The organism is Proteiniphilum acetatigenes DSM 18083, from assembly GCF_000380985.1.
GTDB classification, from domain to species: Bacteria; Bacteroidota; Bacteroidia; order Bacteroidales; family Dysgonomonadaceae; genus Proteiniphilum; species Proteiniphilum acetatigenes.
The window spans coordinates 258,874-283,130 of sequence record NZ_KB905697.1 but is presented as its reverse complement, the minus strand read 5'-3'; the positions used below and the strand labels follow the sequence as shown (position 1 = coordinate 283,130).

At 42.5% G+C, this 24,257-nt stretch carries 14 protein-coding genes; 12 read left to right on the top strand and 2 right to left on the bottom strand.

Annotated features, from left to right (window positions below):
- Positions 1–44: 44 nt before the first annotated feature.
- The 7 genes from F597_RS0111460 to F597_RS0111430 all read left to right on the top strand — a co-directional run bounded on the left by F597_RS0111460 (position 45) and on the right by F597_RS0111430 (position 10,253).
- Positions 45–2,291 carry a S9 family peptidase gene (locus F597_RS0111460; protein ID WP_019539886.1) on the top strand — a complete coding sequence of 749 codons (2,247 nt, stop codon included), beginning with the start codon at positions 45–47 and terminating at the stop codon, positions 2,289–2,291.
- A 379-nt stretch (positions 2,292–2,670) separates the two neighbouring features.
- Positions 2,671–5,844 (top strand): SusC/RagA family TonB-linked outer membrane protein, encoded by a 3,174-nt coding sequence (locus tag F597_RS0111455; RefSeq protein WP_052319816.1) that lies wholly within the window; start codon positions 2,671–2,673, stop codon positions 5,842–5,844.
- A gap of 12 nt (positions 5,845–5,856) precedes the next feature.
- Positions 5,857–7,698, top strand: a complete 1,842-nt coding sequence (locus F597_RS0111450; protein WP_019539884.1) for a RagB/SusD family nutrient uptake outer membrane protein — start codon at positions 5,857–5,859, stop codon at positions 7,696–7,698.
- A gap of 13 nt (positions 7,699–7,711) precedes the next feature.
- Complete coding sequence (locus F597_RS0111445) at positions 7,712–8,389, top strand: DUF3823 domain-containing protein (protein WP_044060265.1); 678 nt, start codon at positions 7,712–7,714, stop codon at positions 8,387–8,389.
- A 155-nt stretch (positions 8,390–8,544) separates the two neighbouring features.
- A complete protein-coding gene (locus F597_RS0111440) occupies positions 8,545–9,321 on the top strand; it encodes a Cof-type HAD-IIB family hydrolase (protein WP_019539882.1) in 777 nt (258 codons plus the stop codon).
- Between the two features lie 206 nt (positions 9,322–9,527).
- Positions 9,528–9,821 carry a type II toxin-antitoxin system HigB family toxin gene (locus F597_RS0111435; protein ID WP_019539881.1) on the top strand — a complete coding sequence of 98 codons (294 nt, stop codon included), beginning with the start codon at positions 9,528–9,530 and terminating at the stop codon, positions 9,819–9,821.
- Between the two features lie 15 nt (positions 9,822–9,836).
- Positions 9,837–10,253: an XRE family transcriptional regulator gene (locus F597_RS0111430; RefSeq protein WP_019539880.1), complete on the top strand. Its 417-nt coding sequence runs from the start codon at positions 9,837–9,839 to the stop codon at positions 10,251–10,253.
- A 129-nt stretch (positions 10,254–10,382) separates the two neighbouring features.
- On the opposite strand, the gene F597_RS0111425 is transcribed toward F597_RS0111430, so the two are convergent.
- Together F597_RS0111425 and lacZ are read right to left on the bottom strand one after the other, a co-directional pair.
- The gene (locus F597_RS0111425; RefSeq protein ID WP_019539879.1) at positions 10,383–11,150 is read right to left on the bottom strand and encodes a gamma-glutamyl-gamma-aminobutyrate hydrolase family protein; all 768 of its coding nucleotides are present in this window, start codon (positions 11,148–11,150) and stop codon (positions 10,383–10,385) included.
- A 10-nt stretch (positions 11,151–11,160) separates the two neighbouring features.
- On the bottom strand, positions 11,161–14,301 hold the full coding sequence (gene lacZ, locus F597_RS0111420; RefSeq protein ID WP_019539878.1) for a beta-galactosidase, LacZ type: 3,141 nt from the start codon (positions 14,299–14,301) through the stop codon (positions 11,161–11,163).
- A gap of 383 nt (positions 14,302–14,684) precedes the next feature.
- Here lacZ and F597_RS0111410 point away from each other — a divergent pair, with 383 nt between their 5' ends.
- The 5 genes from F597_RS0111410 (at position 14,685) to F597_RS0111385 (ending at position 24,252) form a co-directional block, all read left to right on the top strand.
- Positions 14,685–15,236 (top strand): RNA polymerase sigma-70 factor, encoded by a 552-nt coding sequence (locus F597_RS0111410; RefSeq protein WP_026327374.1) that lies wholly within the window; start codon positions 14,685–14,687, stop codon positions 15,234–15,236.
- 122 nt (positions 15,237–15,358) lie between these two features.
- Positions 15,359–16,354, top strand: coding sequence for a FecR family protein (locus F597_RS0111400; RefSeq protein WP_019539874.1), 996 nt, complete (start codon positions 15,359–15,361; stop codon positions 16,352–16,354).
- A 172-nt stretch (positions 16,355–16,526) separates the two neighbouring features.
- A complete protein-coding gene (locus F597_RS0111395) occupies positions 16,527–19,850 on the top strand; it encodes a TonB-dependent receptor (protein ID WP_081624368.1) in 3,324 nt (1,107 codons plus the stop codon).
- Positions 19,851–19,862: 12 nt separating this feature from the next.
- The gene (locus F597_RS0111390; RefSeq protein WP_019539872.1) at positions 19,863–21,656 is read left to right on the top strand and encodes a RagB/SusD family nutrient uptake outer membrane protein; all 1,794 of its coding nucleotides are present in this window, start codon (positions 19,863–19,865) and stop codon (positions 21,654–21,656) included.
- Positions 21,657–21,780: 124 nt separating this feature from the next.
- The gene (locus F597_RS0111385; protein WP_019539871.1) at positions 21,781–24,252 is read left to right on the top strand and encodes a hypothetical protein; all 2,472 of its coding nucleotides are present in this window, start codon (positions 21,781–21,783) and stop codon (positions 24,250–24,252) included.
- The last annotated feature ends 5 nt before the right edge of the window (positions 24,253–24,257 follow it).

Sequence of the window (24,257 nt, the reverse complement as noted above, 5' to 3'; positions counted from 1 at the left end):
ATCAAATAGATAGCTAAACAATAAAATCATAAACAATTAATAAAATGAAGCCTGTATTTACCTACCTTTTTTTATTCCGGATTTTTTTTGTATCATCCGTTGCAGCACAAAACGCAGATAGTTTATACCAATTGGCAGATCGTTATAATGAACGGTTCACCTCAAAATTTTATTACAATGCAACAAATGTTCAGGCTGTAAATGATTCACATTGTTTTGTCTATATGACACAAACCCCCAAGGGGAAAGAATTTTATCTGATCGATCCCGAACAGAAAACGCAAAGAAATGTATTCGATCAGGAACGTCTGGCCACTTCCTTGTCAAAAGTATTGGATAAAAAAACAGATGCATATAATCTTCCTTTCCGGCAGATCCGATTGAGTGACCGGCGGGATTCCATTTTTTTCCGCATTGAAACAACCGATTATTACGCCCTGTTGGCAGATTATAAAGTTGCCAGGAATCCGGTTCAGAGCTTCCGTGAAGAACCCTATTGGGGCAATATATTCAAAGAAGATTCCCGGGAAAGAATCCCCTCTCCGGATGGCAAAAAAGAAGCCTATATCTCGGAAGGGAATCTTTGGGTAAAAGATAAAGAAACAGGAAATATCCGGAAATTAAGTAACGATGGTTCACCTTACGAATATTACTCGTCGAATATCTACTGGTCGCCCGATTCGAGAAAGATCGTGTGTTGCAAATATCGCCCCGGAGGGGATCGCAAATTGTTGTTGATCTCTTCTTCTCCAAAGGATCAATTACAGCCTAAAACAGAGACATATGATTATCTGAAACCGGGAGATGCACTGCCTGTAAGACGTCCGGTTGCTTTTTTGATTGATGAAGAAAAAGTAATTCATTTTGATGTGCCGGATGTTGACTCCCAGTATGATCTGACCAACATAAAATGGAATAAGAAAAGCGATTTCTTTACGTTCGATTTCAATAAAAGAGGACATCAGCAATTCATCGTATATGCTGGAGATATTCTTTCCGGAACACTGCATCCGGTAGTAAAGGAAGAAAGTCCTACGTTTATTCATTACTATAATCTTTATCAATATTGGTTTAAGGAGAGCGATGAACTGTTGTGGATTTCGGAACGTGACGGATGGCGTCATATTTACCTGTATGATATAACATCCGGGAAAGTGAAAAAGCAACTTACCCAAGGTGAATGGGTTGTGAAAACTGTTATGAAGGTGGATGAAAAAAAGAGGCAGATCCTTTTTAAGGCGTGTGGTCTGGATAAGAACGAAGACCCTTATCTGGAAAAATATTATACTTTGGAGATGCATAGTGGAAAAATAACGCCGCTTACTCCTGAGAATGCCCATCACAACGTTACTTTTTCGCAGGATTACCGGTATATGTTCGATGTGTACTCAAGAGTAGATTTACCGCCTGTAGTGGTAATACGTTCCGTTGAGGGTGGAGGGAAAATCATATACAAACCCGCTATGCAGCCCGATATTTCCGGAGTTACCGCATCCGGATGGCGAATGCCGGAAGTCTTTTCTGCGAAAGGACGGGACGGTGAAACCGATATCTGGGGGATGATCATTCGTCCCTCCAATTTCGATCCGACAAAAAAATATCCTGTAATCGAATATATCTATGCCGGACCACACGATTCGCATGTGCCCAAATCATTTGCAGTGGAATACCGGCCCAGTGCCCTGGCCGAAATGGGATTTATCACGGTGATGATCGACGGGATGGGAACAGCAAACCGGTCCAAGGCTTTCCACGACGTATGCTGGAAAAACCTGAAAGATGCCGGTTTCCCTGACAGGATTGCCTGGATAAAGGCGGCTGCAGGGAAATATCCGGAAATGGATATTGAACGGATGGGAATTTACGGTGTGTCAGCCGGTGGACAGAATACCATGGCGGGACTTTTGTTCCATCCCGATTTTTACAAAGTGGGTGTGTCCGCTTGTGGTTGCTACGATAACCGGATGGATAAGATATGGTGGAACGAGCAGTGGATGGGATATCCCATTGGAAAAGAATATGAAGAGAGTTCCAACGTAGTGAATGCACATCTCCTGAATGGAAAGTTAATGTTGATCCTCGGGGAGATGGATAATAATGTAGATCCGTCGAGTACATTGCAACTCGTGGATGAATTGATTAAACATGATAAAGAGTTTGAATTTGTGATGCTTCCCGGTGCCAGACATACTTTAGGAGAAAAATACGGAGAAAGAAAGCGCCGCGATTTTTTCATGAAACATCTTTTAAATGTTGAAACCCCCGAATGGAATACCAAAAAATCGAAGTGAGTTTTACTCCATTTATTTATATATAGAGAGATTAAGTCCAGGGTCATGAACTCTGGCTTTTTTTGTTAAAAACGTCCGTTTGGTCGTTTATCCACTTTATTTTATCATTTGTCCACCTTGTTTCTTTCAGGAAAAAAGATATTTGTACCTTAAATAAGTTATTTAAATTTAAAGTAAAATTATGTTTGGGTGTGTTGTGGAGTCCATATGCCCGGAGTTTTACTGAACTACCTTGTGTTTTTTGACTATTAAATAATATCTGTTATAGTAGAACGGCTTTAGAGAAGCTCGTCTGTATTTTATCGTGAAAGAGAGAATTATCGTGAAAGAGAGAATTGTTGTGTAGGATTATTTTAATTTTTTAATCTTTAGTTGTGATATGCAAACGAAAAAATTAATTGTTTTTTTACTTTCACTGCTTATCTCATTGGTATTCAGTGTGAAGATGATGGCGCAAAATGCTGTTGTCGGTAATGTGGTTGATGGAAATGATACGCCATTAATCGGGGTAAATGTGATTGAAAAAGGAACTACAAATGGAACCGTAACGGATATTGACGGTAATTTTACCCTCAATGCAAATAATGGATCAATTTTAGTTTTTAGTTATATTGGTTATATAACACAAGAAATTACTGTATCCGGCGGAAAGTTGAAAGTAGTTCTTCTTGAAGACACAGAAATGCTTGAAGAAGTTGTGGTGGTAGGCTATGGAACACAATCGAAAAGGAATATTTCAGGTTCTATCAGTAGTGTAAAATCTGAAGATATTATTCGGTCGACATCCACAACTTTAAGTGGTGCCCTTGCCGGTAAGGTACAGGGTATAACTACCCGAGCCGCGGATGCAAGACCGGGTAGGGGAGTGAATCTGCAAATCAGGAATATGGGAAATCCATTGTATGTGATCGATGGCGTTCCCTATGGAGGGATTACCGGCGCCGATGCCTTTGGTATGTCGCAAGGGTCCGGAGAAGATATCTTTAATAATTTGTCGTTAGAGGACATTGAAAGTATTTCAATCCTGAAAGATGCTTCCGCAGCGGTTTATGGACTTAGAGCAGCGAACGGGGTTGTTTTGGTTACGACAAAGAAAGGTAGAAAAGACGATAACATAAACGTGAATATAAATGGTTATTACGGCCTTCAGAATTTTACCCGATATCCCCAGCCCGCAAATGCATATCAATTTGTGAGGGCAAGGGTGGAGTCTGAGCAGAATTACGGTAGGAATCCGGCAGCCCTCTACAGTCCGGAAGAGTTGGCTAAGTGGCAGGCGGGGACTGAACCGGGGTACAAGAGTTATGATTATCTGGACATTGTCACACGTCGCAATGTTCCCCAGTATTATTTAAATGCGAATGTTTCGGGTGGAACAAATAAAGCGACCTATTACCTGTCTGTGGCACACACGGATCAGGATGCGATACTGAGAGATTTCTATTATAAGAGATCTAACGTACAGGCCAATCTGGAAGCCAATCTGACAAGCGGATTGACTGTCGGTACCCAAATGAGTGCTATCCTGGAAACTACACATAATGTGGGTGTACCCGGATTAGATGATTATTTTAATCCCTTATTGAGTGTTTTCACGATGTGGCCCATAGAAAGTCCTTACGCCAATGATAATCCCAACTATATTCACCAGACACATAATGTAAATGTGAATCCGGCAACCTATAAAGATGATGTGACCGGTTGGGTCGATCAGATTAACCGGACCATGAATGTAAACCTCTATGCGCAGTATAAATTTAATTTTGGATTGACATTGAAAGGAATGTATGCCTATAACTACAGGAATGATGATTTTGACGGATTCGAATATACATATGACGCTTATAGATATGATCCCCAGACGGATACCTATTACACGCAGCCCGGATGGGGTAATCAAAACCCCTGGCGTGAAAAGCATAAAAGAAATGTAGTGCAGCGTTTCCAACAGTTTTCAGCTGCATACGACAACGTTTTTGGAGATCACACCGTGTCGGCTGTGTTGGCGTATGAACAGTCGGATTACGATAACACCTACCTGGTTATTCACACGGTTCCTTCTAACAACTACATTGAAAAAATGTATCTGGACGAGCAGGATTATCTTGCCGATGACTGGAGTTATCAGGCGCGTGCAGGCTATATCGGGAGGATAAATTATAATTATAAGGAAAGATACATCCTTGAAGTACTCGGTCGTTATGATGGATCGTATCTCTACTATACGGACAGTCAGTTTGGTTTCTTTCCCGGGGTCTCCGCTGCATGGAGAATTTCCGACGAAAGTTTCTTTGCTCCTCTCAAGAGTGCTGTGAGCGACCTGAAATTCAGGGCTTCTTATGGTGTTACCGGAAGTGAGATCTGGAACACGGCTAACTTCAATGAACAGTTCCCGATGTTCAGTTATCTGGGAGGATTCAATTTTGGAGACGGAAATTCCGTTTTGGATGGGAATTTTGTCAATGGGTTAAGACCAAGAGGATTGCCGGTGCGTAATCTGTCATGGGTAGAGAATAAGACAACCAATGTGGGGATTGACATTTCCCTGTTAAACTATAAGCTGACTGCAAGTTTTGACCTTTTCGAAAGAAGACGTACAGGGTTGCCCGCTGCGCGTTATGATGTTAAATTACCTTCTGAGGTAGGTTATAGCCTGCCGAGGGAAAATCTGGAATCAGACGCCCACCGGGGTATTGAAGGTTTGATCTCTTATACCGACCATGTCGGGGATTTGCAATACAGAGTTGCGGCAAATGCTTCCCTTGCAAGGAGAAGATGGCTGGAGGCCTATAAGCCCAGATTCGGTAATGCATGGGATGAATACCGGAATTCCAGCGAAGACCGTTGGACGGGAATTACGTGGGGACATCAGATTATAGGACGTTTCCAGTCAATGGAGGAGATTGCAAATTATCCGGTAAATATAGATGGTAGAGGCAATACGGACTTACTGCCGGGCGACTTCATCTATAAGGATATAAACAATGATGGTATTATCAATTCTCTCGATGAGAGGCCGATAGGTTATGCGTTGGGTGCCCAGCCATATATCAGTTATGGATTGAATATCGGATTGAATTGGAAGAACTGGTCTCTCACTGCCGATTTTGCCGGTGCGACCATGCAGAGCTACAGGAGAAACTGGGAGCTTAAATTCCCTTTCCAGAACAACGGTAGCGCACCGCACTACATGTTTGAAGACCGCTGGCACAGGGAAGACCCTTACAACCCTGACAGCAATTGGGTCTCGGGAACATATCCGGCTATCAGGCAAAACCTGAGAGGCGATCACCCGATCTATTGGACAAATGACTTTTGGGTAACCAATGTGAATTATTTCCGGTTGAAGAATGTGGAGTTGGGATATGTCCTGCCTAAGAACTGGAGTGAAAAAATAGGTTCTTCCCATGTCCGTTTATATGTCAACGGAACAAACATATTCTCATTGGATAATGTCGGGAGATTTGAAATCGATCCGGAAATAGCTTCGGAAAACGGACTGGTTTATCCGCTTCAGAAAATGCTTTTATTCGGTGTTAATCTAACGTTTTAAAAATTTATCTGTATGAAAAGAAATATTCAATACTATAGCATAATAGCTTTGTTCTCTGTTGTTCTTGTATCGTGTCACGGGGATTGGCTTGACAGGAATCCTAAAACGATTATCACGGAAGAACAGGTTTGGAACGATCCGAAACAAATCGTGGGTCTGCTGGCCAATTTCTATAACCGATTGCCGGTATTTACCGGACTCGAAGGGACCTGGAGAGATATGACAATGTTTGATGACGCTATGTGGTCTGGTTACTCAGGAGAGGAGTGGCGGAATCAGATGTCGTCTTACGGAAACAATCTGGGAGAAATATGGGATTACGGACTTGTACGTGATATTAATCTCTCGCTTGAAGGCATTGACGAATATAGTACAGTCCTTAGTGAAAGTGAAAAAAACCTTTACAAAGCAGAACTGAGATTCATAAGAGCCTATTATTATTTTGAAATGGTAAGGAGAATGGGAGGAATACCGCTGATTACCGAACAGCTGGTATATGACTTTAGCGGCGATCCTTCTTATTTGCAACATCCCCGGGCTACGGAAGCGGCTGTTTATGAATTTATTGCCAAAGAAATGGATGAAATCAAAGATCAACTCGGCAATGAAGGGAGTACGACGAGAGCCAACGAGTTTATTGCACTCGCATTGAAGAGCAGGGCTATGCTGTATGCCGCATCCTTGGCAAAATACAATAACCTTATGGCCGTGCCCGTTACAACTCCCGGTGGGGAGGTCGGGATACCGGCTTCTAAAATTGAGGAATACTACAATGCTTCTTTAGAGGCTTCGTTGGCAATTATTAATTCAGGGAAATATTCATTATACAGAGGCAACCCTCATTTAGGTGAGAACTATTATGAAATCTTCGATAAGAAAACAGGTAATAATGAAGTGATTTGGGTAAAAGATTATAAAGCGCCTGATAAAAGACACTGGTTTTCTTACGATAATATTGCCCGCGGATTAAGAGAGGATAATCTGGCTTCTTCTTGTGTAACCCCATCGTTGAATCTGGTGGAAAGCTATCCTTATCTCGACGGAACAGCCGGTACGCTGAAAAACAGGACCAGTGATAACTCCGATTACATATATTACGATGACCTATCGGATATTTATGCCAATAAAGATTGGCGCTTATATGGAACTGTCCTCTTCTCGGGAGCATCATTCAAAGGTTTGTCGGCAGGCATTCAGGCCGGAGTGAAAGTCTGGAATGGCACATCATACAATACTGTTGAAGGGGAAGACATCGGAACAATGTATACCGATGGTGGAGTATTGGTCGGAAATTCAGGACCTCACCGCTCCATGCAGGAAGTTTCCAATACTGGCTTTTATTTGAGGAAACTCATCCAATCAGGGGCAGGGACAAGTACCCGTGGTATTTTGAGCGATAACTGGTGGATACATTTCCGTCTTGCAGAGATATACCTGAATGCCGCGGAAGCTATGATGGAACTGGGCCTTCCGGATGCGGTCAGGTACGTGAATGAATTGAGGGAAAGAGCAGGACATCCTGCTAACAGTCTTTCGGATTTGAATTTGGATATCCTGATGAATGAGAGACGGATCGAGTTGGCGTTTGAAGATCACCGCTATTTCGACCTGAAGAGATGGAGAAAAGCACATACTGTTTGGAATGGCGATGCAAATAATCCCAATACAATGATTTATGCCCTTTATCCTTATCGGGTAGTAGGTGGTCCTCAAGATGGAAAATATGTATTCGATAAAATGATCGCACCGCGTTTCAGGAATCCGAGATATTTTCAATTGGCTAATTACTATACATTTATTCCTCAACATGCAAGGGATAATAATCCTAAAATTGTTCCAAATCCATTTCAATAAAAAAATGAAACCGATGAAAACGAAAATATTTTTGACAACATATATCAGCGCTATTCTCCTTCTGCTGCTTTTTAGTTGTGAGAAAGATAATTTTAGTGCTCCGGAGTCCATGTTATCCGGGAAAATAACTTATAACGACGAATCAATAGGTGTCAGGTCAAACGCCCTGCAATTAGAGTTGTGGCAACATGGTTATCAGAATTTCACGAAAATTCCCGTACATATTGATCAGGATGGAACTTTCTCCGCCATGTTGTTTGATGGGAATTATAAATTAGTCCGTATGAACGGGGCTCCGTGGGAAAACAATACAGACTCTATAGATGTTGTAGTTAAAGGAAATACTGTAGTGGATGTTCCCGTTGTCCCTTATTTCACGATAAGTAATGCTGCTTATTCCAGAAATGCCAAACAGATAACAGCCACATTTACGGTCAACAGGGTAAGTAATCAGAGAGAGTTGAGGGCGGTTCGTCTTTTCCTGGGAAAGACCATAATTACCGACAATGGGTATAATATTGCGAATGCAGAAAAACCGGCATCCGAAGTTACACTCGGTACAACGGTTACGTTAACCGTTACTATACCGGATTCCCATACTGAAAAGTTCTTATATGCAAGAATAGGAGTGGAGACAGAGGGTATAGGCCAATTATTGTATTCTCCTTCGGAAAAAATTCAATTGGATTGATGATGTAGAGAAGATTATAAATTAAGTACTTAAAGGGCATGAGCAAGGTAAATTCTACCTGTTCATGCCCTAAATTTATTATTACTCTGATATTTACACCTATTATCTGTCATAAATTTTGTACTTTTGTGCAAAAGTTAGGTTATAAGCATTTTATGGTTAAAGCAATATTTTTTGATATTGACGGTACATTGGTCAGTTTCAAAACACATCGGATACCCGATTCCGCCCGGAAATCGATCGAGATGATCAGGAATAAGGGGATTAAAGTATTTATCGCCACCGGCAGGCACTTTTCAGTGATCAATAATCTGGACAATATGGAGTTCGACGGATATATCACGATGAATGGATGTTACTGTCTGCAAGGTAACGATAATGTTATATTTAAAAAAAGTATCGACCAGGCAGATGTCAATAGCTTTATCGATTATTTACAACAGAAAAGGGAACTTCCCTGCCTCTTTGTAGAAGAACTCCGTCTTTCTTTTAATTATATCGATGAAGATGTGAAATTTCTGATGAGCCTGTTGAAACAGGAAATGCCTCAGATAAATGATCTTGATTATTACCGGGACAAGGAATTATTCCAATTAACGGCGTTTTTCAAAGATTCTCAGGAAGAGGAAGTGATGAGTCTGTTGCCGAACTGTTCAGCTATGCGATGGTATCCGACTTTTGCCGATGTCATAGCTAAAGGGGTGGATAAAGGTGTCGGAATAGACCAATTCTGTAATTATTATGGATTCTCCCTGGAAGAGACGATGGCTTTCGGTGATGGAGGAAACGATATTGAAATGCTTCGTCATGCGGGTATAGGCGTGGCAATGGGAAATGCAAAGGAAGAGATCAAACAGGCGGCAGATTATGTGACCGACACTGTCGATGATGATGGTGTACTAAAGGCATTACAACATTTTGGGTTGGTGTAAGATCGAGTATCTATCCTATCGAAATTAATCAAGATACTAAACTATACAAACGACTAGTTGTCTATATTATAAAAAATGCCTCGCAGATAGGTGAGGCTCTAAATTACTTAATAATCATAATTCCTCAAAATAATCATGCGAAAACTTTGCAAAATGTAAAGTTTTCCATATATTTGCATATATGACCAGAAGATCAGTAGAAGATAATGATTATAATTGAGAGTCAAATACTCGATGAATTTGTAGAGAAGCATGCCGATTGTCGGAAAGCAGTCCAAAACTGGATTAATAAAGTGGAAGATGCTGAATGGAAATCGCATACCGACTTAAAGATGGACTTTCCTTCTGCCGATTATGTGAAAAACGGACGATATGTATTCAATATTCGGGGTAATAAATACCGGTTGATCGTGGTTGTTGTTTTCGTAGCAGGTCAATTAATTGTCCGTTTTATAGGTACTCATGCTGAGTATGATAAAATTAATGCAGAATCTGTTTAAAAAAGGAGATGAGTTATGAAAATGAAATATTTAGATCTGAAAGAAATAAAGGATTTATCTCAATTCAAAGAGATAAAAGCATATTATGAAGATATATTGCAGAAAGCTACGGAAACCGGAGCCCTGGAAGTGCAGGATGCTGATAATGAATATATCAAAGAATTAGACCGTATAGGCAAAATAGTATATGCGTATGAAAGGTTACATTTTCCCGCGAAGAATTTGAAGTTTAAATCTCCTTTGATTATCTCAATCGAAAATGAACTCGACAAGAGGCAATTAAAACAACGTCAAGCGGCAGAACTGTTGGATGTCAAAGAATCAACATTCAGCCAAATTATGAAAGGAAAGCGGTCTGTTCCAAAGATAATGGCTAAGAAATTGTACTCGGAATTCAATATTGACCCGGTACTTATTTTGGAAAATTTATAAAATTAGAATAATATTACATTGCCCGGTTATTACGATTTTGTTTTTGCTCTGGGCTCTGGGTATCTACTTAACTAAAAACTCCCTTACGAGAACAGTGTCGTAAGAGAGTTCAAAGTTTGAATGTCTTCTTTATTTTGATGCTTCTGTGAGTGCCCTGAAGAGCGGCAGGAATGTGTCGTCTCCTTTGGATACAAATCCTTCGGGGTGGAATTGTACTCCTACAACGAATTGGTCTCCCTCTTTTTCAATAGCCTCTACCACTCCGTCTTTTGCTCTTGCACTGATCTTAAACCCTTTGGCAATATCTTTTACCGCCTGATGGTGAAAAGAGTTAACTACTACCGACTCTCTGCCGAGTATTTTATAGAGTTTTGAGTTCTTATCAATATCGATAGTATGCGTTCCGTAGCTGCTTGGAGCATTTTGAGAGTGCTTCACAAATGTACCTTCGACCTGGGATGGGATGTCCTGATAAAGTGTCCCGCCAAAGGCAACATTCATAGCTTGTTCTCCACGACAGATTCCCAATACAGGTAATCCCTTTTCTACGGCCATTCTGATAAGAGTTATATCGAACTCGTCTCTTTTCGGGGCAATACCGCCCATGGCACGTACAGGCTCTTCGTTAAACCATTTTAGCGGGTCAATATCTTCTCCTCCGGTCATAACAAGACCATCGATTACTTCCAGAACACGCGTAAGCTCCTCCTTATCGGAGGTCATAGGGATAACAAGAGGAACACCCCCTGCTCTTTTAATCGAGTTGATATAGGTAAGTGGAGCAGATGTGGAGCTTTCGCTTGCGACTGAGGATACACCGATAATAGGCTTTTTCTGGGCATAAGCAGATATAAGCGTAAATATCAGTACAATGGATAATAGAATTCTTCTTTTCATACTCAAGACTTTACAAGTTATCCAGGCTAATAGTATAACTGTATCTGTATTCTTTGTCTGAGAACCTGTACTCGTTCAGCGGTTTAGCTCCCCATGAATTTAGTCCGGCTACGCCGCGCTGGAACAGATCGACACAGAGAACAGTCTCTTTACGGGGAAGTACATCCGACCAGTGTTGTTGTTTCTTGGTCATTCCCGGATCAAGGTCTTCCGGACGGTAGTTGGTCGCACTTACCGACAACGGTTGAGGTCCGTCCACCCTTATGCCTTTACCTGCTTCATTCTGGAGTGTCAGCCAGCGGACATCGGTTTTATTCCCGGTTTCCTGTGGACGGTAATAGGTATAGGCCTGGTCCTTTACAAGACCTTCCCAGATACCCATAAATGTATCTGTATTGCGGTCGACGTAATTCTCCCACGGCCCGCGCCCATACCAGCGGAATTGATTGTATTCTTCCGGCAGGACCATCAGCATACCGAAACGCATCATCTCCGGAAGCTCGTTGCTCTGTGCCTGATAATGGAGGTCAGTGGTAAGGCTTCCGTCGTTATTGACAGTGTAAGTAATATCCACCAAGGCTTCTATCCCTCTGAGTTTGGCCCGGTACATAAATGATACGCCGTTGTTGTTTTCTTTCATATCGCGGTAACTGTAAATCACATTATGACTTGCTGCGTCCCAGAGACGAAGATTGTATTGCTCTCCCGAACCGAAGTCATTGTCGATCGGAGCCCTCCAGAAATTCAGGCGGGGCAGTTCCTTAAAGATATTTTTCCCGTTTACTTTTGCACTGATCAATGACCTGCCATCTCTTACCGAAAAGACGTACTCTTTGTTGCCCGATGTTACGGTTACGTTTTCATCTTTCCGGGATACATTAAGAGCTCCCGTATGTTCACCGGAAACAAAATAGTTATTGGCTTCGAAAGCAAATTCTTCTTTGGCCACTTCAAAACCGGGTTTAATAAATTCATTTCCTTTTTTGTCATAAGCGAACAGTTGGAGGAAATACTCTGTACCCTTTTCAGATTGCAGTGAAGGGAGTTTCAATTGGACATCCTTGCTGGAGTTCGCCGGGACTTCCACGTTGAAATCCCCTTCCGCAACTTTTTCACCGTTTTTCAGTAACACCCACTTATAACCGAACGTATCGTTGGTCAGATTGATAAATTTAAAATCATTGATTACTGTGATAAGGCCTTTGTCCAGGTCTCTTGCCGCAAAAAGAATGTTTTGATAAACCTTCTTCACTATATGAGTATGGGGCATATAATTCTGGTCAGGAGTAACAAGTCCGTCCATACAGAAATTCCCGTCGTTCATTTTGTTGTAGCCTTTCAGATCACCTCCGTATGCCCAGTAAAAGCGTCCCTGTTCATCATGGGTCGGATATCCGTGGTTGTACCACTCCCAGATAAATCCGCCCTGCATATTTTTGCTGCTGCGCATCAGATCCCAATATTCCTGCATATTGCCCATACTGTTACCCATAGCATGTGCATATTCGCACATGATGTACGGTCTTCCGAGATCCTGCGCTGCATCCCGTTTCATACTTTCCCAGGAGGGATACATGGGACAGATGATGTCGGTATTCCTATTACGTCCGGCCTGCTCATACTGCACCGGGCGGCTCGGATCGCGTTGCTTAGCCCAGTCATACATGTCGAAGAAAGCTTTTCCGTTACTGGCTTCGTTCCCTAATGACCATATAATAACCGAAGGATGATTCTTATCTCTTTCCACTAAGCGGGTGACGCGATCCATATGCTGTCCGTGCCATTCCGGAAAGTTGGAAACATTGGCAGGTCCGTAACCTAGTCCGTGCGACTCCAGGTTGGTCTCATCTACCAGATATATGCCGTATTCGTCACAGAGTTTGTACCATAAAGGTTGTTGAGGATAATGGGAAGTGCGGACAGCGTTGATATTCAGCTCTTTCATTAATTGCAGGTTTCGCATCATGATCTCTTTATCCACTACCTGTCCTTTATTGGTATTGAATTCATGCAGGTTGACACCCTTCAGGAATACTTTTTGTCCGTTCACCAGGAGTTGTCCGTCTTTAATTTCCACTCTGCGGAATCCGATTTTGGAAGAGGTTGCTTCAATCAGGTTGCCTCTTTCGTCTTTAAGGGTTAGCAGAAGGGTATAGAGGTTCGGTGTTTCTGCCGTCCATTTGGCCGGATTGGATATCCTTCCTGCGAGGCTGATCTCCTCGGAAAGAGAAGCACCTATGGTTGCATCTTTTGTCTGTCGGAAAACATTTTTTCCGTTTTTATCCAGGATGGAAACTTCCAGTTTGCGATTTTGAGCCTGATCGGTATAGTTTTTCAGCCCTACTTCTATACTGAACTGTCCATGCCTGTAGGAGTCGTCCAGATCGGGATGGGCAAAGAAATCCTGTATGCGGGTGTCAGCCGTACTATACAGGTAAACGCTGCGGTTGATGCCTCCCAGGCGCCACATATCCTGGTCTTCCAGATAAGAACCGTCACTGAATTTATGTACCTGGCACGCCAACAGGTTCTTTCCCGGGCGAATATAGGGAGTAATGTCGAACTCCGCCGGACTTTTGGCATTTTTATTGATACCGACCTGTTGTCCGTTCACAAAAACATACATGAAATTAGTCCCCCCTTCAAAATGAAGGAATACCCTTCTGCCATTCCATGTTTTGGGAATGGTGAATGTCTGCCGGTAAGCGCCCACCGGAGAATCATTCCGGTCGATATGAGGAGGATTGGCCGGAAATCCGAAGCCGATATTCACATACATAGGAATACCGTAGCCATTGAATTCCCAGTTTCCGGGTACGGGCATTTTGCCCCAGGCGCTGTCATCGTAGTTTTCATTGAAAAATCCTGCGGGAACTTCATCAACTTTCGGCACCCAATGAAATTTCCAGATTCCGTCGAGAGACTGATAATAAGGCGAACGTTCATACTCATCGGCGATGGCAGTCTGTTCGTCAGCATAAGGAATAGCAGTAGCCCTTGTTTTTTCGGTATTTACTGCAAAAATTTCCGGATTTTCCCAATCAGGAGCCTTATCCTGTGCCTGAACTCTTCCTGAACCCTGATCCTGCGCATGGATAAATGCAATATGCATCAACATTGTTAAAAAAATAACATAAGAAAATGACTTCATGTGTATATACTTTTATACTTTGGTGAATAAATTTAATATCTGTTTTCTGTTTTTCCTTGCAGTGCAAATTTACATGATTTTCTTTGAAAAAACCATATGACCAAGTTGTGATTTTAAGGAATTGAAATAAAAATCGGTGTAAGCGTTTTTTTATTTTCATAATATTTTTGCATCTTTGCAAAAATATGTTCATTAAAATTAGTCGTTTTCTCGCAATGGCATAATCCAGGCAAACTTTTGTTTCTGCTCTTGCTTATCGAAAACGTTCACTGAAGTTTGGCTTTGCACTCGTTTAACGAAATAGTCCTGTTTTGATATCCTGATAATAATCTATGAGATCTATCCCCTAGGGGAACTCTCTTTTTGCATGTGAGTATTTTTACATGGATAAACAACTTGAAATAGAATGCCTGACAAATCTTTCTGAGGGAGACCATCGGTCGTACGAATTATTATTTCTTGCATATCACCCTAAGATTTATCATTTTTTATGTGGTTTTATAAAAAATGAAGAGGACGCGTATGATATGACGCAGGAGATATTCTATAAAGTGTGGATGAACCGTGAAATGATGAAAGAAGTCAAATCGTTTAAAGCATATTTATTTACCATGGCAAGGCATATGATCTATAATCACTACGAACATAATCTTGTAAAGGAAAAATATACCCTCAGCCAGTTGGATCGGCCCGAGACGTATGAGCCGGAACAGGATATGTTTGCCAAAGACCTTTCTCTATTAATCGATCTGGTGATTTCACAAATGCCGGAACAGCGTCAGCGAGTATTTAAGATGAGCCGAAAAGAAGGCTTTTCAAGTGATGAAATTGCCTCCCGTCTTAATATCAATAAACGAACGGTAGAGAACCATATTTCCAATGGGTTGAGCGATTTGAGAAAAGCGCTTCAACATGTTTCTTTTTTATTTTTTTAAAAAATGTACATTGGCCTGTGCGTACTTCCCGATTTTCCTGTCTACCTTAATATAGAGAATGAATCCGGCATGATTGAAATGATCTTTCAATAGTCGGTATAAAGAATATAATAGTATATACAATGGATAAACACCATATCCGCATATTGATAACCCGTTTTTTTGAGAATGATTTTCCTAAAGAATCTGTTCTTAAATTTCAACAATGGTTTATACGTAAAGACGACAGCGTAGTAAAGAACGAGGTCCTGAATGAATTGTGGGAGCGGGAAGAGGCTGAAACCGATTCTCACACCCTATTGGCTTTAGACGAAATAAATAAAAGGATAGGTAAGAATAAGAAAACGGTAAAATTACCCTTATCCCAAAGGCTGCTTCGCATTGCTTCTATTTTGCTTTTGCCTCTTATAGGCGGGTTGCTTACCTATTGGGTCATGCATGATCAGTCTGGCTCATCCGCCCCAAAAATGGAAATAGCAGAGCATGTTGTACCTGATGGGGAAATGAAGCAAATTCTTTTACCTGATGGTTCTGAGGTGTGGCTGAATGCAGGTTCCATGTTACTGTATTCCGATGACCTTTCGGGATCGATCCGACGTTTATTCCTGAGCGGCGAGGCAACTTTCCGGGTTGAGAAAGATCCCGGGCGGCCTTTTATCGTGAAAACCCAATATATGCAGGTAGAAGCACTGGGAACGACATTCAATGTAAGATCATATGTAGACTCAGGTACTGCGGCAGTCACCCTGGAGGAAGGATCGGTGCGGGTGGATGTCGACGGAAAGGTGAAAGTTTCAGAAGTAATCAGTCCCAACGAGCAGTTCGTTTATGATCATCGTCAGGGAAAAACATCCAGGTTACAGGTCGATGCGGAACTTGTCTCCAGATGGAAAGAAGGATACCTTGTGTTTGAAGAAGCTTCCTTTGAAGAGATTATACGTACTGTGGAACGCCGTTTCAATGTTACGGTTTATTATGATGTAAGAAAATACGGAGGAGGACGTTTTTCTGTAAAATATACACCTTATGAGGATGTCCGGCAGGTGTTAACTATTTTGGAAACATTGAATCCCGGATTGAAATGGACGGCAAATAATAATACTATTTACATAAAATGACATAATTGAATTAAGATAAGAGAAGGAGAGCTTGCCCATGAAAAAAAGAGCCGGGAAGCCTGTGTCGTAAAAAGCTTCCCGGTTTGAAATCGTTACATACTACAACAATTAATATCCATGAAATGAAGACAGGGATAATTGCATAAAGTACTAACTATCAATTTACAAAATTATGAAAATATATCTAATAAAAAACAGATTGAGAATAAATTATTTGAACCGACTTCTCTTTCTGTTCATTACCTTTTTCTTTTTTCAGACACAAATCTCACAGGCACAACAGGTTTCCTTATCCAATTCCCGTCTGACTCTCAGAACGGCTTTTACTGAAATAGAGAGGCAAACCGACATGTCGGTCGACTATAACCGTGAAATTATTGATGTAAATAAAACAGTATCCATATCTCGAAAAGAGGGTTCTTTATCCGAAATTATGACCGCTTTACTGCAAGGTACAGGATGTACGTATGTGGTACGCGAAAATCATATTGTTATTTCTAAAGTACAGGTAACAGCTCAGCAGGCCCGGAAAAATGTGACAGGTATAATTACTGATCAGCTGGGAGAACCTATTATCGGCGCTAATGTTGTAGAAGAAGGTACCACAAATGGTACGGTAACCGATATAAATGGAAATTTCTCACTACAGGTGGGTGATAATGCAACACTCCATATCTCTTACATTGGTTATCTGGCTCAAAGTATTAATACTGCAGATAGAACGTCTATTGATGTGCTTTTACAGGAAGATACTAAAACTTTAGAAGAAGTCGTGGTCGTTGGTTACGGTACAGCTCGCCGGGGTGATCTCACCGGTTCAATATCAAGTATACAAGGAGCCAATTTGACTAACCGTTCGACACAACAGATCTCCACCGCTATGCAGGGGCAGATTGCAGGGGTTCAGGTAACCCGTGACTCAGGAGCACCGGGCGCTTCGGCTACTGTACGTGTCCGTGGTATAACTACGCTCTCAAACAATGATCCTTTGGTAATTGTGGATGGTGTTCCGTCGTCTCTCAATGACGTGGTGGCAGCAGATGTAGAGACCATGACTGTGTTGAAAGATGCTGCTTCGGCTGCTATCTACGGGTCGCGTGCGGCTGCGGGTGTTATTCTTATCACTACCAAGCGTGCCAAGGATCGTCAATTCTCATTCGATTATAATTATGAATACGGAATTGACAGACCCACGACTCGTCCTAAAAACGGTGATGTGATTGACTGGATGAATATACAGAATGAAGTAAAGTGGAATGACGGCGCCTCAGATCCTTATTCTCAGTATTCACAGGAGACTATCTCTACGTGGCTCGATAAAAATGCGACAGATCCATATCACTATCCCAATACGGACTGGGTCAACCTGATGCTGAAAAGTTCGACTTCACATGAACAGCATATGTTGAGTGTTTCGGGGGGTACGGAAAAGCTGCGAACGAAATCAACCTTCAACTATCAAAAAGGTGACGGCTATTATGAAAACAAATCCTATGAGCGTTTTACCGGCCGTGTTAACAACGATTATAATATAACAGATTGGCTTCATGCCAATATCGATGTTGATTTCTCGAAATCAAATTCGATCGCCCCGTCCCAAGTGAATGCCATGTACTGGGCCTATTTGGCATCACCTTATTATAGCCCTTTCTGGGAAGATGGCCGTTATGCAGACTCGAAGGATGGTGCTAACGGGCTTGCCGGTCTTCAACAAGGAGGGACAAATAGGACGGACTACTATAAGTTCGGAGGTAAGGCACAACTCGATATTACTCCGATGAAAGGTCTTACGTTGACAGCTGTAATTGCACCTCGTTTTCAGTTTACCAAAGGCAAGAAATTCTCGCGTGCGGTTCCTGTTTACTACGAAAACGGTTCCATGACCTATATGCAGTCGCACAAAACAACGAATCTTGAAGAGAAGCGAGACGATAATAACAGCCAAACATACCAGTTTTACGGTAACTATCAGAATACCTGGGGTAATCACTCGTTCAACGCCATGGCTGGTTACGAGGGGTATTCTTACAAATGGGAGGAAACGGGAGCTTCACGTACGAATTACCTGCTTGATACATATCCTTATCTCAATATTGGTCCGGAAGATTATCAATATAATTCAGGTAAGGCCGGACACAACGCTTATGAGTCGGCATTTGGGCGCCTGATGTATTCCTATAAGAATAAGTATATGCTTCAGGGTAATGTCCGTACCGATGGTTCGTCACGTTTTGCAAAAGAAAACCGTTGGGGTACATTCTACTCGACTTCTGCCGGGTGGGTGATATCTGAAGAATCATGGTTTAATAATAATCTGGTGGATTACCTGAAAATACGCGGCTCTATCGGTCAACTCGGTAATGAGCGTATCGGTTCGGAATTTCCTTATCAGGCTGCTATTACTTTTGGCAACAGCTATATGTATGATAAATCGTCACAATCAGTAACTGCTTTGCAGAATGCCGCTCAGGTATATTATGCATTTCAGGATATCACTTGGGAAACTACTACAACATATGGGGTAGGTTTAGATTTGACGATGTTAAAGAACCGTCTGCGCTTTACGGGAGATTATTATTACAAGAAAACTTCTGATATGTTGCTTACGCTTGGTTTTCCCTCCTATGCAGGATTTTCGGCTCCTTCACAAAATGCCGGTGATATGTACACCAAAGGCTGGGAACTGGATTTAGGCTGGTCCGATAAGGTGGGTGATTTGTGGTATAGCGTTTCGGCAAACCTGTCGGATTATCGTTCAAAAATGGGTTATTTGGGCGATAAGCGTACTATTGATGGTAACCGAATATATGAAGAGGGTTCATATTACTATGAATGGTATATGTACAAAAGTGATGGCCTTTTCCTGACTGATGCCGATCTCTATGACACGGACGGTAAAAAGTATCCAACGCTTACGGCAAACGACAAAGCAGGTAACATTAAATATGTCGATGTGGATGGAAATGGAGTCATTAACGCCGATGATAAAGTACTTCTAGGTAACTCACAGCCGGAATACCTTTATGGGGGAAATATCTCATTAGGTTGGAAAAATTTTGATTTCAGTTTATCATTTCAAGGGATAGGACACCAACGTGTATTATTTAATTCGGCATGGATACAGCCTTTGAAGGAACAATGGGGCGCCGTTCCTGAACTTCTATTGGGCAACTATTGGAGTCAGCACAATACCGAAGAGCAGAATCGGAATGCCAAGTATCCACGTCTGACCTATACCAATACAGCAAACACTTATGCAGGTTCAGATTATTGGCTTTTCAATGGCGCCTATTTCCGTGCGAAGAATATTACACTTGGTTACACGCTGCCTACAGATCTGGTGAATAGACTAAGAGTCAATGATATGCGCTTATATCTTAGTATAAACGATTTGCCTGCCATCAGCAACTTCCCTAAAGGATGGGATCCTGAGGTCGGCTCATCGTCAGACTTTATATCCACCTCTTTCGTTTTAGGCGTTAATATTAAATTTTAAATACTTAATTATATGAAGAAGATATTATTAATTTTCACTATAATACCACTATTTATCTTTTCAGGGTGTATTGATCTTGATCTTAATCCGTTGTCTGAAGGATCGAGTGGAAGTTGGTACTCATCGCAGCAGGAGATAGAAATGTCGTTGAACGATTTTTACCGTACTGATTTTTTTCCTATCGATACCTGGACATGGAGCGACGATATGATATGGCGTAATTCCACTACAAATGTACAGAATGGAACAATGACCTCAGAAGATGGTACTGTAGCCACTCGCTGGCAGAATTTCTATAAAGGTATTGCCCGTGCATTACGCATACTGAATAATATGGATAATGCGCGTGCTATGGGAGTATCGGAAGCAAATATCACCCAGTATGAGGGTGAAGCCTATTTTTATATAGGATATGCTTATGGTATGTTGGCGTTCCACTGGGGGGATGCTATCCTTGATAAGTCAGGTATGACACTTGATGAAGCCTACACTATATCACGTTCGCCTAAAGCTGAAGTACTGGCGTATAGTTACGAGTGTTTGGATGAAGCTGCCAAGCGTCTACCGACCAGCTACGCAGGAATACAAAGGGCTACAAAAGGTGCGGCTCTTGCATTCAAAGCACGTATTGCCCTCAGAAACGGTGATTACGAAACGGCAGCAACGGCAGCAAAAGCTTGCATGGATCTGAATGTCTATAAACTCCATGATAATTACCGGGATTTATTCACTGCCTCGTGGTCGGATGAATGGATATTTTTCTTCCGTGGTGATGTAACGCTGAAAAAATATTATTGGGCTGCTTCCGACGTACTGAACTGTATTACCCGTCTTGCAGGAGGATGGGGTGGCGTGGCTGCTCCCTCTTTCGAATTGGTATGCGCCTATCCCTGTATCGACGGCAAACCTATTGACGAGTCGCCACTTTACAACCCAAAAGACTTTTTTGAAAATCGGGACCCACGTATGGCTATGACCATTGTACCTTTTGCTACGGCTTACAATAAGAGCGTTCTCGACGGAACTTATGACCCCAGAGATTATGTATGGCTTGGCTATGAATATTCTCCGGATCCGACCCGGACTACTGTGTACCGTGCTTCAGACGGTGCGCAGGTGAGTAACACCGATTCGAAAGCACGTGCTGAACACGCTGCTTACAATGGCTTTTGTTTTAAAAAGTATATTGATGAATCATTCCTTGAAAACGGACGTGCAGGAGCACCAACCACATATCCCATGTTGCGTTACGGTGACGTGTTGCTGATGTATGCCGAAGCTATGATCGAACTTGACAGATGTACTCAGGACGTGCTGGATGCAACAATCAACAAACTGCGTGAAAGAGCTTATGCAGGTACAGGACTTACATACCCGCACGTTACGGTTGGTTCTCAGAGCGCTATGCGTACGATTCTCCGTACTGAACGCTTCATCGAACTTGCCTGGGAAGGGCATCGCTATGCCGATTTGATTCGTTGGAAATTAGCCGAAAAGGTTTACAATACACCCAGTTATTTCCTGCGCCGTGCATGGTCGGGCTCTACTTCATGGGATGGCAACGAGACTTCTGTGTCTGCTGAATACCGTCAGTTGATTCAGAATTGGAAAGACGGGAACTATCCTATCGGAGGCATACCGGAGATTGACGAAAACGGTATTGCTGATCTCAGTTATATGGTGAATGCAGGTTATATCGTTGTGGCGAGTGAACGTAAGTTCAATGCTGAACGAGACTACCTGTGGCCCGTACCTGCTGCTGACCGCCTCATCAACGAAAATCTCGATCAAAATCCTAAATGGTAGTAATGTAAACTAAAGAGTAATATGTAAAATATTAAGATTTTGTAAAAATTAATCAATAAATATAGATCCCTCTATTTATATTCTTAAATTTGAGGGATCTGATATTTTCTAAATTAGAAATTTTATGGGCTTAAAGAAATTGTTTTTTGCAATTGGAACGACATTGATCTTAGCATGTACGACACAAAAAAATAATACAGGATTATCTGGTTCTATTTCAGGTGTTTATCCTCGATTGGCTTATTATAATGACGAAGGCGAATGTGGTACAGGGGCAGTGGTCCCCTGGGCGGGGAGCCTGTGGGTGATTACCTATGGCCCTCATTTGCCTTACGGTTCATCCGACAAATTATACCAGATCACGTCCGGTTTGGAGAAGATAGTCCGCGACGAAAGTATCGGTGGTACTCCTGCCAACCGGATGATACACAAAGAAAGTAACCAGCTTTTTATCGGACCCTATGCCATTAGCGCGGAAGGGAACGTACGTGTTATTCCATATACCGTTATGCCCGGAAGGCATACGGGGAACGCGTGTCATTTGACAGACCCTGCCAATAAGATCTACTACGGCACAATGGAAGAGGGATTTTATGAAGTGGATGTAAATACGCTGGAAGTGAAAGAACTATTCCGAGATGGTAATGTGGATCGCAAGCCCGGAGAAATGGCTCAGGAAGCAGCGTTGTTGCCCGGTGCGCATGGTAAAGGCCTTTATTCGGGGCAGGGAGTACTGGTCTATTCCAATAATGGGGAAGCGACACAGGAAGCGTTGCATAAATTTGATGTGGAGGCCGGATCCCTTTCCGAATGGGATGGAAAAGAGTGGAAATTAGTACGACGGAATCAGTTCGTAGAAGTAACCGGCCCCGGAGGAATATATGGTAATTCGGATCCTGAAACTGACCCGATCTGGGCGACGGGGTGGGACCATAAGTCCCTTCTGCTCGGTGTACGGGATGCGACGGAGGGATGGAGTTTTTACCGTTTACCGAAAGCAAGTCATAGTTACGACGGTGCGCACGGATGGAATACCGAGTGGCCGCGTATCCGCGATATAGGTACGGAAGAAGAACCGGATTATCTGATGACCATGCACGGTATGTTCTGGAATTTTCCAGGTACGTTCACAGCGGTAAACAGCGCCGGTATTCGTCCCCGTTCCGCTTACCTGAAAGTGATCGGTGATTTTACAAGATGGGACAACCAACTGGTCTTTGGCTGTGATGATTCTGCCCAGAGGGAATTTCTTAACAAACGTAAGGCAAAAGGAAATATTGAGGGTCCCGGCCAATCCAATTCCAACCTCTGGTTTACCTCCGTAGCCATACCGGACGAATTGGGGCCTACTACGGCAGGAGGAGCCGTTTGGGCCAGGGAAAAGGTAAATGCGGATGAATATTCAGAACCGTTCCTGTTTACCGGTTGGCCGCATCGCAGCAGTTGGATAAGAAATGAAGGGACAACTCCGGTAACCGTCACCTATGAAGCAGATAAGAATGGAAATAATGAATGGAGCAGGCTGAAAAGTATAGAACTGGCTGCCGGAGAATCAATCCATATTGATTTTTCTTCATCGGAAACAGGTGAATGGGTACGTGCCAAACCGGACAGGCCGGCTACACTTACTCTGACCTTTACCTATAAAGATAACGATACAAGGAGTACTGTTCCGGATAAAATTTTCAAGGGATTGGCTGATGTAGGGTCGGAATCTAATCTGGGCGGATTGTTATATGGCTTAGGTGAAAACCGCCGCGCACTCGGCGTATTGGCGAATACAACTACCGACGGAGAAGTGTGGGAAACCGGATATTATGAAATGGGAGAAGAACTGAAACTGGAAAGAAAAGAGGACATTACGACAGCCGATTTTATCCGTGACCGGTTTGCTATACCCCACCAGGTAGTAGAGATAGAGAAAGGGTCCGTTCTGGTGGTCGATGATAAAAACCGGCGGTGGAGATTACCATTGGGAGAGGATGCTTACAGTTCTTTGACCGATAAAGGACTGTTGCGTATATGCCGTGAAGTCGCCACTGAGCGGGATCTGTTCAGTTGCCATGGAACCTTTTACGAACTGCCGGCAGAGAATGCGGACGGGTATGCCAAGATCCGGCCGGTAGCTACCCATCATTACCGTATCAATGACTATGCTTCCTACCGTGGAATGCTTATCCTGACCGGTATTACTCCGGAGGAAGGAAAGGGGAACCCGCATATTATTGTTTCGCAAGACGGCAAAGCAGCCGTATGGGCAGGCGTCATCGATGACCTTTGGAAATTAGGAAGACCAAGAGGAAAAGGAGGCCCGTGGGTAGACTCAGATGTAAAAGCACAGGTTGCTTCTGATCCTTACCTGATCGGTTTTTATGATCAACGGGAATTAACCTTGTCTCATTCGTCGGAAAAGGCGGTAAAGATCTCAGTCGAGGTAGATCCGACGGGAAATGGTGACTGGATGGAATATGCGGTTTATACCGTAGAACCGGGACAGCAACAACATCATCAGTTCCCCTCCTCCTTCCATGCACGCTGGATACGGTTTATTTCCGATACCGATACAAACGTAACCACATGGTTGGAATATAAATAAAATAG